General features: G+C 34.7%; 9 protein-coding genes. All 9 read left to right on the top strand.

Annotated features, from left to right (window positions below; translation table 11 throughout):
• The first annotated feature begins 141 nt into the window (after window positions 1-141).
• The 9 genes from LPB87_RS17490 to nagA all read left to right on the top strand — a co-directional run bounded on the left by LPB87_RS17490 (window position 142) and on the right by nagA (window position 16650).
• Window positions 142-3579: a TonB-dependent receptor gene (locus LPB87_RS17490; protein ID WP_230728707.1), complete on the top strand. Its 3438-nt coding sequence runs from the start codon at window positions 142-144 to the stop codon at window positions 3577-3579.
• 17 nt (window positions 3580-3596) lie between these two features.
• Window positions 3597-5060, top strand: a complete 1464-nt coding sequence (locus tag LPB87_RS17485; protein WP_230728706.1) for a RagB/SusD family nutrient uptake outer membrane protein — start codon at window positions 3597-3599, stop codon at window positions 5058-5060.
• A 91-nt stretch (window positions 5061-5151) separates the two neighbouring features.
• Window positions 5152-6072, top strand: coding sequence for a dihydrodipicolinate synthase family protein (locus LPB87_RS17480; RefSeq protein ID WP_129538854.1), 921 nt, complete (start codon window positions 5152-5154; stop codon window positions 6070-6072).
• Window positions 6073-6141: 69 nt separating this feature from the next.
• A complete protein-coding gene (locus LPB87_RS17475) occupies window positions 6142-7272 on the top strand; it encodes a galactose oxidase (protein WP_230728705.1) in 1131 nt (376 codons plus the stop codon).
• Window positions 7273-7415: 143 nt separating this feature from the next.
• The gene (locus LPB87_RS17470; RefSeq protein ID WP_230728704.1) at window positions 7416-8648 is read left to right on the top strand and encodes an MFS transporter; all 1233 of its coding nucleotides are present in this window, start codon (window positions 7416-7418) and stop codon (window positions 8646-8648) included.
• 132 nt (window positions 8649-8780) lie between these two features.
• Window positions 8781-10901 carry a GDSL-type esterase/lipase family protein gene (locus LPB87_RS17465; RefSeq protein WP_230728703.1) on the top strand — a complete coding sequence of 707 codons (2121 nt, stop codon included), beginning with the start codon at window positions 8781-8783 and terminating at the stop codon, window positions 10899-10901.
• Between the two features lie 132 nt (window positions 10902-11033).
• The gene (locus LPB87_RS17460) at window positions 11034-12221 is read left to right on the top strand and encodes an AGE family epimerase/isomerase (RefSeq protein WP_230728702.1); all 1188 of its coding nucleotides are present in this window, start codon (window positions 11034-11036) and stop codon (window positions 12219-12221) included.
• Between the two features lie 94 nt (window positions 12222-12315).
• A complete protein-coding gene (locus tag LPB87_RS17455; protein ID WP_230728701.1) occupies window positions 12316-15516 on the top strand; it encodes a LamG-like jellyroll fold domain-containing protein in 3201 nt (1066 codons plus the stop codon).
• 9 nt (window positions 15517-15525) lie between these two features.
• Window positions 15526-16650, top strand: a complete 1125-nt coding sequence (gene nagA, locus LPB87_RS17450; protein WP_129538860.1) for an N-acetylglucosamine-6-phosphate deacetylase — start codon at window positions 15526-15528, stop codon at window positions 16648-16650.
• Window positions 16651-16956 lie beyond the last annotated feature (306 nt).

The raw sequence follows: 16956 nt of genomic DNA, 5'->3' as shown, positions 1-16956 counted from the left end.
AGATTCATTTGTGATCTATAAAAAAAGCCAGCAGGTCGAGAAAACATTGCTGGCTGAGATTCTTAACAAAAAGAATTACGATTAGAAATCAAATAAATAAACCAAGAAGGAAAATTATTACTAACTAACCATTACAAAAGTATGAATTTATTACCAAAAAGTAAGCCTAAAAATTTTAGACTTACATCTAAGTTCGTAGATGTTATGAAATTAACCTCTATTTTTCTACTCGCCTTAAATGCACAAGAGGCGGCGGCTACAGTATCTTCAAAAACTATTTCAGTCTCAGAAAAAAACGTAACTACTAAATTAAATCCAATTCTAAAAAAGGTTACTGGAACTGTAACTAATGAAAAGGGTGAAGCTTTGCCTGGTGTAAATATTGTTGTTAAAGGAACCAATATTAGTACACAAACCAATTTTGACGGTAGTTTCATTCTAGAAGCACCAGATAATGCCACTACATTAGTAGTATCTTATATTGGTCTTCAGGATCAAGAAGTTACTATTACTTCAGCACCACTTACTGTTGTTCTAAAAGAAGTAGGTGAACAAATGAATGAGGTTATTGTTGTAGGATATGGTTCTCAAAACAGAAGAACTTTAAGTACAGCTGTTTCTAAACTAGACAAAAAAGTTTTAGAAAACGTACCTTATTCAAACGTTACACAATCATTGCAAGGAAACGTTACTGGTTTAGTCGTTCGTACTTCATCTGGTCAACCTGGTAAAGCATCAAACATTTTAGTTCGTGGAGGTACATCAATTGATAATCCATCTGGAGCTACTCCTTTATATATAGTAGATGGTGTTATTCGTACTCAAATTGACGATATCAACTCTGCAGATATTGCTTCACTTCAAGTATTAAAAGATGCGGCGGCAACATCAATCTATGGTGCAAGAGCTTCTAATGGGGTTATCATTATTACAACAACTACTGGTAAAGCGGGTAAACTTAAAATTACTTATAATGTATCAACTCAAAATAGCCAAATCGGTAAAAAATACGATTTTATGGATGGCGGTGAGTATATCAGATTGCAACGTTTAGGTTTGTACAATGCAGCCGAAATTGCTGGACTAAATACAACTACCGGTATAGCTAGATTAGGACAACTAACAGGAGCAACTCCTGCTGGAACAGGTAACAACCTACAAAACAATACTCCGTTTGCTACTTTATTAAAATCTAACTTAACGCCTGAAACAATTGGACAATTGCAAGCAAAAGGATGGCAAGAAATACAAGATCCTCTTAATGCTAGTAATACAATTATGTATAAAAGCACCAATTGGAATGACGTTTTATTCCAAAATGCAATTACTCAAAATCACAATCTTGGTTTTAGTGGTGGTGGCGAAAGCGGTGTGTTTGACTTAAGCTTAGGTTATTTAAAAGGAGACGGTATTACTATATTTACTGGATACCAAAGATTTACAAGTAAATTAAATGCCTCTTTAAAATTAGCAGATAATTTCACAATTAATGGTCGTGTATTATATTCTAAATCAAGCAACAATCAAGTTGTGGCTAATAGCGTTGTTTTCAACAGATATTTAGGAAACTCTCCTACTACAAAATTATACTTAGAAGATGGAACTCTTGCTCCTGGGCAAAATAACATCAACGGAAATCCATTGTACCAAATGGGGAAAGTAAAAGGTATAAACGAAAATAATAAATTACAAATGAGCGTTGATGGTGATTTAAAAATCACAAAAGATTTAACTTTCACTCCATCTATGTCTCTTTATAGTGAAAATGAAAACGATAACACTTTTCAACAAGCATTTTTAAGCGGTAATAATGGTCTAGTAGATAATACTCGTACAGCAACAAGATTAAGTAATCAGATAGCACAATTTCAGTACGAAGGGGTTTTATCTTATAACAAATCATTAGAAGCAATTGGAGATTTTGATGCTAAATTAGGAGTTTCTAAATACGACAGAACAATAAAATCTTTTAATGCATCTGGAAAAGGAAGCCCATCAGATTTAGCTCAAACTTTAGATTCATCTCCTGTTCCTGTTTCTGTTTTTAGTAACAATACAAAACTGGTTTTAAATAGTGTTTTTGGTCGTGTAAATTATGATTACAAAAGCAGGTATTTCGCAACAGCATCATTCCGTTACGATGGTTCATCAAGTTTAGGACCAGACAATAAATATGGTTTCTTTCCTGGAATCTCTGCAGGATGGAATATACAAGAAGAAAAATTCTGGGGAAAAGTTGCTCCTAAATTTGTTTCTTCTCTTAAACTTCGCGGAAGTTACGGGGTGAATGGAAACTTAGGTACATTGGGCGATTTTCAAGCAGGAGGATTATACTCAGGTACGACAAACGGACTTCCTAATAGCTACAACGGTCAATCGGCAATTGTAAATTCACAAATTGCAAATCCAGGTCTAAAATGGGAACAATCACAAACAATAAATGGAGGATTTGATATAGGATTAAATGAAGATAGAATTAGAGTTATTGGGGATTTCTACAATAAATTAACGTCTGATTTATTAACCAACTTAACGCTTCCTTCTAATAGTGGTTTCTCTACCGTATTAACTAACCTTGGAGGATTAAGAAGCAAAGGTTTCGAATTAGAAGTTATTGCAAATGTTTACAACAAAAATGATTTAAGAATTAATGTTGGGGCAAACGTTTCTCACAATAAAAACGTTATTGAAAAACTTCCTTTCAATGGAAATTTAAATAATAGAATTGGTGGAACTGAAATTTGGGATGCTGGAAGTGGTACTTACAAATTTGTTGGAGGATTACAAGAAGGTCAAAAAATTGGAGATTTCTATGCTCACAAGCAATTATACATCCTTTCTACTCAAGCAGAAGCTGATGCATACAATGCAAAAGTTCATGATACTTATGTGACTAAAACAGCTGGTGGAAACAATCCAACGGGTAAAAAATTTGCTGGAGATGCTGTATTTGAAGATACTGATAATAATGGTGTCATAGATAGTAGAGACAGAACGTATATGGGGAATATGTTCCCGAAATTTGTGGGTGGTTTCAACTTCGATGCAAGCTACAAAGGATTCTCAATTGCAGTAAGAACAGATTATTCATTAGGAGCTACAATATACAACGAAGCAAGAGCACGTTTCTTAGGACAATTTCAAGGTAACTACGGATTATTGGCAGAAAGCGCTCAATCTTGGCAAAAAGAAGGTGACATTACAGATGTACCTCGTTACCGTTGGGCAGATCAAACAAATCAGAATAACTTATTCCGTTCAGAAGCGGGAGGAGCTGCTTATAATACCAATATGTTTCAAGGAAATAGCCGTTACTACGAAAGTGGAGATTACCTATGTATAAGAGAAATTACATTTAGTTATAACCTTCCAAAAACACTTGTTGAAAAAGCAAAATTAACATCTGTACGTGTATATGTAACAGGAAGCAACTTATACTACTTTACTAAATATAGCGGTTTAAGCCCAGAAGTACAAGGTATAGATGGAGGTTCTAGTTTAGGACTTAATGCTGCTGGTTCTACAGGTACTTATCCAGTTCCTAGAAATATTATACTTGGTTTAAATATCGCTTTGTAAATTTTAATACTAAAATCATGAAAAAGAAAATTCTTTTATACACAATACTTTTTTCTAGTCTTTCTCTATTTAACTCATGTCAAGATGATTTAGACTTAAAATCTGATAGCGTTATTACCTCAGACAATTTCTGGAAAACAGAAGATGATGCCAAAGCTGGTGTAAACGGTATGTACGTTAATTTTAGAACACAAACCCAACAAACGTATTATTTATTGGGTGGAGCCAGAAGTGCCGAAATAACTTCAGGTGTACAATCGCCTTTAAATTTGGCTTTCTACTACAATAACACCCTAACTCCTGCAACTATAGATGTAGACTGGGCAGGTTTATACACGGTAGTACATCAGGCAAATTTAGTTCTTAAATATGTTCCAGGAATTCAATTTAGCCCATCAACAGTAAACGAGCAAAAAAGATATATTGCACAAGCATACACAATGCGCGCAATGGCTTATTTTATTATGGCTCGTTCATGGGGAGGTGTGCCAATTGTTACTAAACCAACTGAAAACACAAATCAGTCAGAATACATCATTCCTCGTAATACAATTCAAGAAACATTTGCATTTATAAAATCAGATATCGAAGCGGCAATCGCTAATTTTCCAGATGCAACCAATAATAAAATACAGCTTTCTCTTCCGTCTGCTTATGCGCTAAAAGCGGATGTGAATTTATGGACTGCTAAACAATTAAATGGTGGTACTGCAGATTTAAATACTGCTTTAGCGGCAATAAACGCAATACCAAACACTGCATCATTATTACCTAATTTTAAAGATGTTTTTGCTTACGATAAAAAAGGAAATGCAGAAGTATTATTTGCAGTTCGTTATTCTCTAGCAGATTTACCTTCAAATTTATCAGACAACTGGAACTCATTTATGTTTATTGGTCCAAGTGATTTTGCTCCATTAACAACTGCAACTGCAATTGCTACTTTTGGAACTTTGGGTAGTGGTGCTGGTAATGCAGGTATCTCAAGAGTGCAACCAGATATTACAAGATTTAATTTCGATGCAACTGATACTAGAAAAGATGCTACTTATTTAACTCTATACAACGGATCAACTCCAGTAGTAACAGGTTTAGTAAAATACAACGGAACTGTTGATGGTACGCAAAGAAGATTTGTAAGTGATATTATCATATACCGTTTGGCAGACATTTTATTAATGAAAGCTGAAATTAAAAATGCTTTAGGTCAAGATCCTACAACAGAAATGAATCTTGTTATGCAAAGAGCTGATCCTTCAGCTTCATTTACTAACAGTTCACAAACTGCAAATGATGATGCTATTTTAAATGAGCGTTTAAAAGAATTGGCTTTTGAAGGAAAAGCATGGTGGGATTTAGTTCGTTTTAATAAAACAAGCTTAGTACCATCGATGACAGCTAATAAAGAAGTTTTATTTCCTATCTCTCAAAATACTATCAATTTCAATCCGAAAATTGTACAAAATCCACTTAGTAAATAAATTCTAAGAACTAAAATTAAAAAAATGACTGGGAATTTAACCGTTCCCAGTCTAATAAAAATAAAAGACAACAACACTTAAAAATAATCTCATGAAAATCGAACATTTACAAGGTCTTATTTCAGCACCTTTTACCCCATTTAACAGCGATGGAAAATTAGACGTTAGCCTAATTCCAGCCTATTATACTTTTTTAAAGAAAAACAAAATCACTGGTGCTTTTATCAATGGTTCTACAGGAGAAGGTGTTTCGATTACATTAGAAGAAAAGAAAGCGGTAGCACAAGCTTGGGCAGACTGTTCTAATCATGATGCCGATTTTAAAGTAATGGTATTTCTTGGAGGTACTTGCTTAAGCGATTGTATAGACTTAGCCAAACACGCTTACGAAATAGGTTTATATGCCGTTTCATTAACAGCGCCTTTCTATTTTAAACCTGCCAATGTTGATATGCTGGCTGAAGCTTGTATAGAAGTAGGTAAAAGCGTTCCAAATATGCCTTTTTATTACTACCATATTCCAGTATTAACAGGAGTTAATGTAGCTATGTTTGATTTAGTAAGAGCACTAGATGGCAAGCTCCCAAATTTTGCTGGAGTAAAATATACTCATGAAGATTTTATGGATTTCCAAAGTTGTATGAGTTATGAAAATGGGAAATTCGATATGCTTTGGGGACGTGACGAAAATATGTTATCTGCATTAGTATTAGGTGCCAAAGGTGCTGTAGGAAGTACATTTAACTATGCAGCTCCTTTATACTACGATTTAATTGATGCATTTAATGCCAATGATTTGGTTAAAGCACGTGTTTTACAACAAAAATCAATCAATATGATTCGTTTATTAGGTAAATATGGTGGAATCTCAGTAGGTAAATCATACATGAAATTAGTAGGTCATAATTTAGGAGAATTTAGATTACCCGTTAAAAACATGTCAGCTGAACAATTCGAATTATTTAAAAAAGACGTTGACAGTTTGAACTTCAATGAATTTAAATCAAAATAATCCTAGTTAGTTTTTTAAACAAACGCTATGAATAAATCCTTTTTTTATATAATCCTTATCACTTTTATTATGTCAACAATAGTTGCTTTTTCTCAAATAACAAATATTAGCCACGTCGAATGGAAAAAAGCTGCGCAGTTGCTGAATCCTGATGGAAGTTTGTCATTAGGTTTTGCAGGGCCTATTAACGGTATTAGCAATGATGCCTTGATTGTTGCTGGCGGAGCAAATTTTCAGGAGAAAATGCCTTGGGAAGGAGGAAAAAAACATTATTCAAAAGAAATTCATGTATTACAGAAATCAGGAGATCAATACACTTGGGATAAAAACGTACTAACTACATTACCAGAACCAATAGCGTATTCAGGAAATACAGTTACAAATTTAGGAGTGGTTTATGTAGGTGGAGAAAATGAAAATGGTCTTTCGAATAAGGCGTATATTTTAAATTGGAATGCCAATAAAAATGAAGTCGAAATTAAATCTTTACCAAATTACCCAATAGTAGTTACAAATATTGCCCTTACCCATATCGATAATGTAGTTTATGCAATAGGTGGTGATGAAGCAAAACAATCTTCAGATTTAGTTTTCAGTATCGATTTAAACAAAGCTAACCCTGAATGGAAACCGTTGCCAAAATTACCAATGCCTCTTGCAAATTCTGTTGCAGTAGTACAGAATGATAAAAACGGAAAGAACATATATATCATAGGCGGAAGAACAAAAACACCATCTGGCATAAGCGATTTACACAATACCACTTTTGCATTTAACTTTAAAAAACAAATCTGGGAAAATCGCGCCAATATATCTGATGGAGAAAACACAACCAACTTTTCGGCTGGTGCTGGAGTAGCTATAGGAAATGAATATATTTTAATCGTTGGAGGAGATAATGGAAAAACTTTCCATAAAATAGAAACCTACTTATCACAAATTGCTAAAAGCGATTCGGATGAAGAAAAAACAAGGCTTATCGCCGAAAAAAATAAATTAAATACAACACATACAGGTTTCTACAATGCCATCTTATTGTACAATACCCATACCGATAAATGGTCAAAAATTGGTGAATTACCGTTTCTTGCACAAGTAACAACAACAGCAACAATCTGGGATGATAAAATTGTTTTATCCAATGGAGAAATAAAGCCTGGGGTACGTACACCAGATGTAATGTTGGGAACAGTGAAATAGCTTTGGCTTAAACAATTTAAAACATAGTGCTTTTCGTTTTATTTTTAAGTAAAACACCTGATTAACCACCAGTGAAAAAAAACTATGTTTCTATGTATTATCAAAAAAACTAAAAAACTAAAGATTTTAAAGTATATCAAAATATGAAAAACTCTAAATATTATCCTTGGGTAATAGTAGCGTTACTATGGATTGTAGCACTACTAAACTACATGGATAGGCAAATGCTCGCTACCATGAGACCATCGATGGAAGCTGATATTCCTGAACTTGTTTCGGGTGAAAATTTCGGACGTTTAATGGCTATATTCCTTTGGATTTATGCTTTAATGAGTCCAATATCTGGTATCATCGCTGATAAATTAAACCGTAAATGGTTAATTATAGGCAGTTTATTTGTTTGGTCAGCAGTAACCTACGCAATGGGCTATGCAACAACCTACAATCAGGTTTATTGGTTAAGAGCGCTTATGGGAGTTAGTGAAGCTTTATATATACCTGCTGGTTTATCATTAATTGCCGATTATCATCAGCAAAAAACAAGATCCTTAGCTATCGGTATTCACATGACAGGACTTTATGTAGGTTCGGCATTAGGTGGTTTTGGCGCTACTATTGCGGCAAAATACTCTTGGCATTCTACCTTTCATCATTTTGGAATTATAGGAATCGTTTATTCTTTTATTTTGGTTTTTCTGTTAAGTGAGAAAAAAGTTTCGGAAGTAATAAAAACAAATAAAAAAAATGGAGAACAAACGCTATTTAAGGGCTTAGCACTATTGTTTACCAATATTTCCTTTTGGGTAATCTTATTTTATTTTGCCATTATTAGTTTGCCGGGCTGGGCTACCAAAAACTGGTTACCTACCTTATTCTCTGACAACTTAGGAATTTCGATGGATCAAGCTGGGCCATTGGCAACAATTACAATCTCATTCTCCTCATTATTAGGAGTTATTTTTGGAGGAATATTATCAGACAAATGGGTACAAAAAAACATTAAAGGTAGAGTTTATACTAGTGCAATTGGTTTAAGTTTAACCATTCCAGCATTAATGCTAATTGGTTTTGGAGATTCACTCTTTCATGTAGTGGGAGCAGTATTATGTTTTGGAATTGGTTACGGAATGTTTGATGCGAATAATATGCCAATCATTTGCCAATTTGTTTCATCTAAGTATCGAGCAACAGCTTATGGAGTGCTAAACATGACAGGAGTTGGATGTGGTGCGCTGGTAACCTCATTATTAGGTAAATCTGCCGATACAGGAACTTTAGGTTTAGGCTTTGCGTTAATGGCAGGAGTTGTTTTGGTAGCACTAATAGTCCAAATAAGTTTTCTTCGCCCCAAAGTCAATGACTTTGTAGAGGCATAGCATTAATTAGTTCACCCTACATTTTTAAAGTTTAAAATAATTAGTTGGCTTTTGTTTTTTATGAGCTAGGGCGGAGCCTTGCATTCCGCCCAGCCTATATTATGCCTTATTTTTAAAAATAGCTGAGAAAAAATGAATACAAAAAAACGATATCTATTTTTTTACATATTTTTTATTTCGATGATTTCAACCTTTGAAATCATTGCGCAACAAGCAATTGTAAAAATAGCATGTATTGGCGATTCGGTAACCGCAGGATATCTTTTAGCCAATCCCAACACTCAATCCTATCCTTCACAACTACAAGTTTTGATGGGTAAACAATATGAAGTCAAAAACTTTGGACACAGTGGAGCTACCTTATTAAAGAAAGGAAGTACCCCTTATTATAAAACTACAGCATGTGCTGAGGCAATTTCATATAGACCTGATATTGCTATTATTCATTTAGGCCTAAATGATACCGATCCAAGAAATTGGCCTAATTACAAAGAAGATTTTAACGCCGATTACTCTTGGTTGTTAGATACTTTAAAAAAACAAAATCCAAATGTAAAATTATATATCTGTCGCATGACACCTATATTTAATGAGCATCCCCGATTTAAATCAGGAACTAGAGATTGGTTTTGGCAAATTCAAGAACATATTGAAGAAATTGCTACAGCAAATAAAGTAAACCTGATAAACCTACACGAAAAACTATACAATCGTCCAGAACTTTTTCCAGACGCTTTACATCCGACAACAGAAGGTGCTACAATTCTGGCACAAACTGTTTATGAAAATATAACACAAGATTATGGCGGACTAAAACTCGCTCCCATTTTTACAGATAATATGGTCTTGCAACGCAATCAACCAATTGTTATTTATGGCAATGCCAATGGTGGTGACAAAATAGAGATAACTTTAAACAGTCATAAAGAAGTTGTCACAACCAACCTATACGGAAAATGGAAAGTTACTTTTCCAGCTATGAAATCAGGAGGAAAACATGAGATAAATATCTCTTCAAATGGCAAAAAATTAGTTTTAAAAAACATACTAATTGGTGATGTTTGGTTTTGCTCCGGACAATCAAACATGGCATTCCCATTGCAAAAATCTGAGAATGGAGTTGCCGAAGTTAAAAATGCCATTAATAATACAACTCTTCGTTTATTCAACTACAAAGTGATTCAGGAAACCGATGATATTGCTTGGGATTCTACCACTTTAGCAAAGACCAATCAATTAAAATACTTTTCTGGAAAATGGGCAATTAGTGATTCCATTAGTGCCAAAGATTTTTCGGCAATAGCCTATTATTTTGGACAGAATATCATTCATGAAGAAAACGTACCAATAGGATTAATACAAGTTGCAGTAGGCGGATCTCCTATAGAATCCTGGATAGACCGATATACTTTAGAACATGATGATAAAGTAGTCGATGTATTAACCAACTGGCGCAAATCTGATTTTATTATGCCGTGGGTCAGATCACGTGCTGATGTAAATTTAAAAAATGCCACAAATCCAAAGCAACGTCATCCCTACGCTCCTAGTTATAATTATGAAGCGGGCGTAACACATTTTACAGCATTCCCAGTAAAAGGAATTCTTTGGTATCAAGGAGAAAGCAATGCACACAATGTTGAATTATACCAACACTTAATGCCAACATTAGTAAAAAGTTGGCGCAAAGCATGGGGAACTTCCCTACCCTTTTATTACGTGCAGCTATCCAGTATTGACCGTCCTACTTGGCCTTCATTTAGAGAAATGCAGAATAAACTGCAAAAAGAAATTCCAAATAGCAAAATGGCAATCAGCATGGATTATGGCGATTCCATCAATGTACATCCTATTAAGAAAAAACAGATTGCAGAACGTTTGGCACTTTTAGCATTGCAACATACTTATGGAAAACCTGTAAATACTAATGGTCCATCTGCTTTAAAAGCAACTCAAAAAGCAACTTACATTGTAATAACTTTTTCAAATACCAAGCAATTAGCTACTGCAAACCAAAAGGAATTAGTTGGCTTTGAATTAGTAACCGACAAAGGAATTCGTATTGAAAGTAAAGCAATAATCGTAAAAGATCAAGTTCAAATTAAGATTCCAAAAAACGAAAAAATAAAAAAGATTCTATACGCATACAAACCATACACAAAAGCAAATCTTGTGAATGAAGCCAATTTGCCATGCTCCACTTTTCAACTCGAAATAGAGACTAATGTAAATAGTGTGAAAGATGAAAGATGAAAAATGTGAGATGAGAGATGTGAGGAATCAAAAAAGAATGCTGAAATCTGTCTAATCTGCATAAAAAAACAAACAAAATAAAAACCTACACTTAGTAAATACAAAAAACACTAAGTATAAAACATATATAAAATGAGCTATTCAAAAACTGATCTGTTACACTTAAAAGATTTTTATCAAAGTCAATTATTAAATGATACGATACCTTTTTGGTTTCCTCATTCGATAGACACCAAATACGGAGGTTATTTATTAATGCGCGACCAAATGGGTGAATTAATTGATGATGATAAATCGGTTTGGTTTCAAGGGCGAGCAGCATGGCTACTTGCTACACTTTACAATACAATGGAACCTAAACAAGAATGGTTAGAAGGAGCAAAATCTGGTATTGATTTCATAAACAAATATTGTTTCGATACCGATGGCAGAATGTTCTTTCATGTAACACGTGATGGAAATCCGATTCGTAAACGCCGTTATTATTTTTCAGAAACATTTGCTGTAATTGCTATGAGCGCTTATGCAAAAGCGAGCAAAGACGAAGCAAGTGCTGAGATGGCACGCTCCTTATTTGGAGAATGTATAAAATATTCGACCACTCCCGGTTTATTAGAGCCAAAATATACATCCGTTCGCCCATCAAAAGGAATTGGTTCACCAATGATTATGATCAATACGGCACAACAACTAAGAGAAAATATTGGTGACCCGCGTTGTGATGAATGGATTAGCAAATGGATTGCCGAGATTGAGCGTGATTTTGTAAAAGACGATATAAAATGCGTTATGGAACAAGTAGCTCCAGATGGTTCTATAATAGACCATATCGACGGACGCACGCTGAATCCAGGACATGCCATTGAAGGAGCTTGGTTTATACTACACGAAGCAAAATACCGAAATAATGATCCGCATTTAATAGCATTAGGATGTAAAATGCTTGATTATATGTGGGAACGTGGTTGGGATAAAGAACATGGAGGAATTTTATATTTCTGTGATGTATATGGCAAACCCGTTCAAGAATATTGGCAAGACATGAAATTCTGGTGGCCACATAATGAAGTTATCATAGCTACCCTTCTAGCTTATACAATGACAGGTGACGAAAAATATGCCAAATGGCATAAAATGATTCATGATTATTCGTATAGTAAATTCCATGATAAAGAAAATGGAGAATGGTTTGGATATTTACACAGAGACGGAAGCATTGCGCAAACTGCTAAAGGAAACCTTTTTAAAGGACCTTTTCATTTACCACGTCAAGAATGGTATTGTACACAAATACTAACTGAATATTTAGAAAAAAACTAATCTAAATTCACTTAGATTAATTGGACACATCGTCTAGTTATTCGAGATTAAAACCTTATGCTAACTAACCAATTTCAACCAAATATCAAAAACTATGAAAAATTTATTACTCTTTTTTTGTTTGTGTTTTATGTATTTATCCTGCTTAAGTACAAAAGCACAAAGTGGTAAGGTTTTAAACCTCGACGGTGTTTCTAATTATATGACGGTAGCCGATCATACCGATTTAGACTTTGGCTCAGGTCAAAATAAAACCATTACCTGTTGGATAAAAACAACAATGGCAACAGGTACACCGCGTATTTTTGCCAAAAGAAATGGAGCAACTGGCAACGGATATGAATTCTGGACAGGCAATGGCGCAAATGCAGGCAAGTTTGCAATGAATATAAGCGGTACAGGAACTCCTGCTAATATTAGTACTGCAGGATATTCACCAAACGCTATTTCCGATGGCACTTGGCACCATATTGCTATGGTAATAGATGCCTCAAGCAATAGAACTATTTATGGTTATATAGATGGTGTTTTGGCAAATACAGCCAAAACATTCACCTCTGTTACTTCCGATTTTTCTAATGCATTAAACTTTGTTGTTGGTGCCACATCTGATGCTAGTAACAGTTATAAATGGGCTGGACAAATAGATAATATCCGTGTTTGGAATAAAGCTATGACACCTACAGAATTACAAACAGATATGGCTGCAGTGATAAATACGCCTACAACTGACCTTCTTGCTGCCTGGGATTTTGAAAATATAACAGGGAATTCTGTTACCGATATTTCTGGAAATAACCATACGGGAACTCTTTACGGCTCTCCAACAACTTCAAACGCTTTCCCTATGGTACTTACTCTAGATGGCGTAAATGATTATATGTCGGTTGTTAATCATGGTGATTTTAATATAGCTGCAGGGCAAAGTTTGACTGTAACCTGCAAGATAAAAACAGGAGATAATGCTAAGCGTATTATGAGCAAACGACCTAATGGCGCAGGAATCGGATATGAGTTTATAAATAACACAGCTGGTAACGGACAATTTGGAGTTAATTTAACAACTAGTGGCGGAGCTGCTGGACCTCCATATGGTACATCGAATATAGCTAATAATGTTTGGCATCATCTAGCAATGGTTATTGATGTTGCTACAACAAGTTGTAAAATTTATGTAGATGGCGTTTTACAACAAACCAAAACAACAGCAAATATAGGAGGCGCAAACACTGTAACTAATACAGGAGATTTATTATTCGGAACTATCAGTAATTTTGCCTCGTATATGAATGCACAATTGGATGATATACGCTTTTGGAACAAGGCAATGACAGCCACAGAAGTAGTTACTGATAAAACAACTACTATAACAGGTACGGAGACGAATTTAATTGCCGCATGGGATTTCGAAAATATTAATGGGGTAACTGTCCCAGATATTTCTGGGAATAACCACCCTGGTACACTAATTAATGGAGCTGCAGTAATTGCTCAAACAAACGAAATGCATCTCAATTCGGTTTCCTTAGTGCAAACTGAATTACCAACAGGTTTAGGAGACATAAACCAACGAATTGTGGCAGTAAAAGTTTCAGCCACTGGCGCTCTTAATCCACTTACTGTAAATACTCTAAAATTTACAATGGCAGGAACAACCAATATTGCCGATGTTACTAATATCAAAATTTATACTAGCGGAGCAAATGCACTTTTTAATCCAGCAACTGCAACATTATTTGGAACTATTGCTCCTGCAAATGGCAACCTAGCTGTTAACGGATCACAAGCATTGGTATCTGGTGATAATTACTTTTGGATTGCATACGATGTTGCGCCCAATGCAACCGAAGGAAACATATTAGATGCTACTTGCGAATCTATCATTGCTAATAACATCACCTACACTACCGTAGCTAATACAATTGCAGGTAATCGTGTGATTTTATTAGCCAATACACTTTTATTTACACCTGGAGATGCAGGCTCATCTAACTATCGTATTCCAGCAATTGTAACTGCCGCCGATGGTTCACTGGTAACAGTTACAGATAAAAGATGGAATCATGCAGGAGATTTAGCAGCCAAAATTGACCCAGTCGTTCGTCGTAGTACTGATAACGGAAAAACTTGGTCGGCACCATTAACTATTGCAAATTTTGGTGCTCCAACTGGAGCGGGAGATGCAGCATTAGTTTTGGATAAAACTACTGGAGAATTAATATGTATCGTTTCGGCAGAAAAAGGTTTTTTTGCTTCTACAAATGTGGCACCAGCCAAAGTTTTGATAATCAAAAGCTCTGATAACGGAATAACTTGGGGAGCAGCTGTAGATATCACCAATCAAATTTATGGTCCAAATCCTGGTTGGAAAGGGCTATTTGTTGCCTCAGGAAGAGCACACCAATTACGTGATGGAAAAATTGTTGCTGCAATTGCAGTACGCGAAAATGTTTCTGGAACTGAGCATATTAATAATTATATGATTACTAGTGCTGATCACGGAGTTACATGGACCGCATCGACAGGAAGAGCGGAGCAAGATGGAGATGAAGCCAAAGTAGTAGAATTAAACAATGGAAATATCATGATGAGTATTCGTAATTCGGGAACACGCCGATTTAATATTTCTACAGATAAAGGAGCAACTTGGGGAACAGCATACAACCAAGCAAGTATAACAGATCCTAATTGTGATGGTGATTTTATACGCTATACTTCTACTCTAGATGGTTATGATAAAGACCGTTTATTGCATTCTATTCCATTTGCAGGAAGTCGAAAAAATGTTAGCGTACAACTAAGTACTGACGAAGGAACAACTTGGGGTGCACCTAAAACTATTTTCTCAGGAGCCTCAGCGTACTCAAGCTTAACCATATTGCCAGACGGAACAATTGGTATTTATTATGAAAATGGAGAAAACTCAACATACCAAATGTATTTTGTACGTTTCAGCCTTAATTGGTTAACCAATGGAGCAGATACATATATTCCTGCAAATAATCCTTCGCTGGGTTTAGAAACAGAAGAAAACACAACGTCAAAAGAGCAAAAATTTAGTGTTATATTAGAGCCAAATCCGATAGATGATTTAGTAAAGCTCAAAATTAATAATGCTAAAGGGACAGTAAATATAAAAATATTTGATATCTCAGGTAAAGTAATACGTACTGAAACTATAAAACCTAACGAAACAGAAGCTACATTTTCACTAGGAAATCAAGCACAAGGCATTTATATTTTAAAAGCAAATGATACAAATTCATCTATTAGTAGTAAACTAATAAAGAAATAAACTATAAAAATGAAACAAGCAATTATAAATACCACTGTACATACTGGCGATGAAATCATTAATAATGGAGTCATTATTATTGAAAATGGAACTATAATTTCGGTTCAAAAAGAAATTCCAAATGATATTGAAACGATAGATTTACAAGGAAACCACATTGCAGCTGGATTTATAGATATTCAAATAAACGGTGGCGAAACACTATACTTTAGTCAGACGCCTACTGAAGAAACAATTCAGGATATATACGATACAAGTCTTAAATATGGGACAACTCATGTGCTTCCGTGCTTAATTTCATCATCAAAGGAAACAATTCTACAAGGGATTGAAGCTGTTCGTAATTACAAACAAAAACATAACAATGGAGTAATTGGAATGCATCTTGAAGGGCCGTTTTTAAATCCTTTAAAACGTGGTGCTCATAGTATTGACCAAGTTCGAAAACCAACTAATGCAGAGCTTGAAGAAATTATACGTCACGGGAAAGATGTTATAAAAGTAATCACGATTGCCCCAGAATGTTTTACAGATGAGCAATTAAATATGCTGCTAGAAAGTGGTATTGTGATTTCGATAGGACATTCGACCGTTACACATAAAGAAGCACAAGTTTATTTTTCTAAAGGCATAAAACTTGTAACTCATTTATTTAATGCTATGACACAATTCGGTCATCGTGAACCTGGTTTAGTTGGTGCAACTCTAGAAAATGAAAATGTATATGCTCCAGTGATTTTAGATGGCGCACATTGTGATTATGCTGCAGCAAAATTAGCATACAAACTAAAACAAGATAAATTTTTCTTAATTAGTGATGCTACATTTTTGGGACGCAAAATAGCCGACTTTAAATGGGGGAATTTTGATGCCCATCTAGAAAATGGCTTCTATAGAAACAACGAAGGAAATTTGGCTGGCGCTACAATATCAATGCAAGAAGCAGTACAAAACGCCTATAATCATTTAAACGTATCGGCTGACGAAGCTATAAAAATGGCAACTAGTCGTGTAGCAAGCGCTATTGGTTTGGAAGATAAAATAGGTAAAATCAAAACTGGATTTCCTGCAAGTTTTGTCAAATTCAATACTGATTTATCAGTAATAGAAACATTAAATTTCAACACCATTTAAACAATATTACAAATGCTAACCAAAAACAAACCACTCTTTTAAATAATGAAAACCCCATAAGTTGCTATGCTTTTTGGGGTTATTTCATTACAAACCACTAAATATTAGCCTATACATAATTACCTAATCCCCAATAGGTTTACTACTTAAAAAGTCTAAAAAGGCGTTTCGATCAAAGTGAATCGCGTAGAGAACTATGTCAAAAAAACAAATTAAAGGCTACAATTAATTTATAAAATAACCAACTCAAATAACACAAAAATGGAAACCGATTTAGATATCAAACCAGATATTAGTTATAAAAGC

It is taken from the genome of Flavobacterium sp. EDS, assembly GCF_020991525.1.
Classification (GTDB): domain Bacteria; phylum Bacteroidota; class Bacteroidia; order Flavobacteriales; family Flavobacteriaceae; genus Flavobacterium.
Note: the sequence above shows the minus strand (reverse complement) of the source record. Positions and strands in the feature narration are given on the sequence as shown.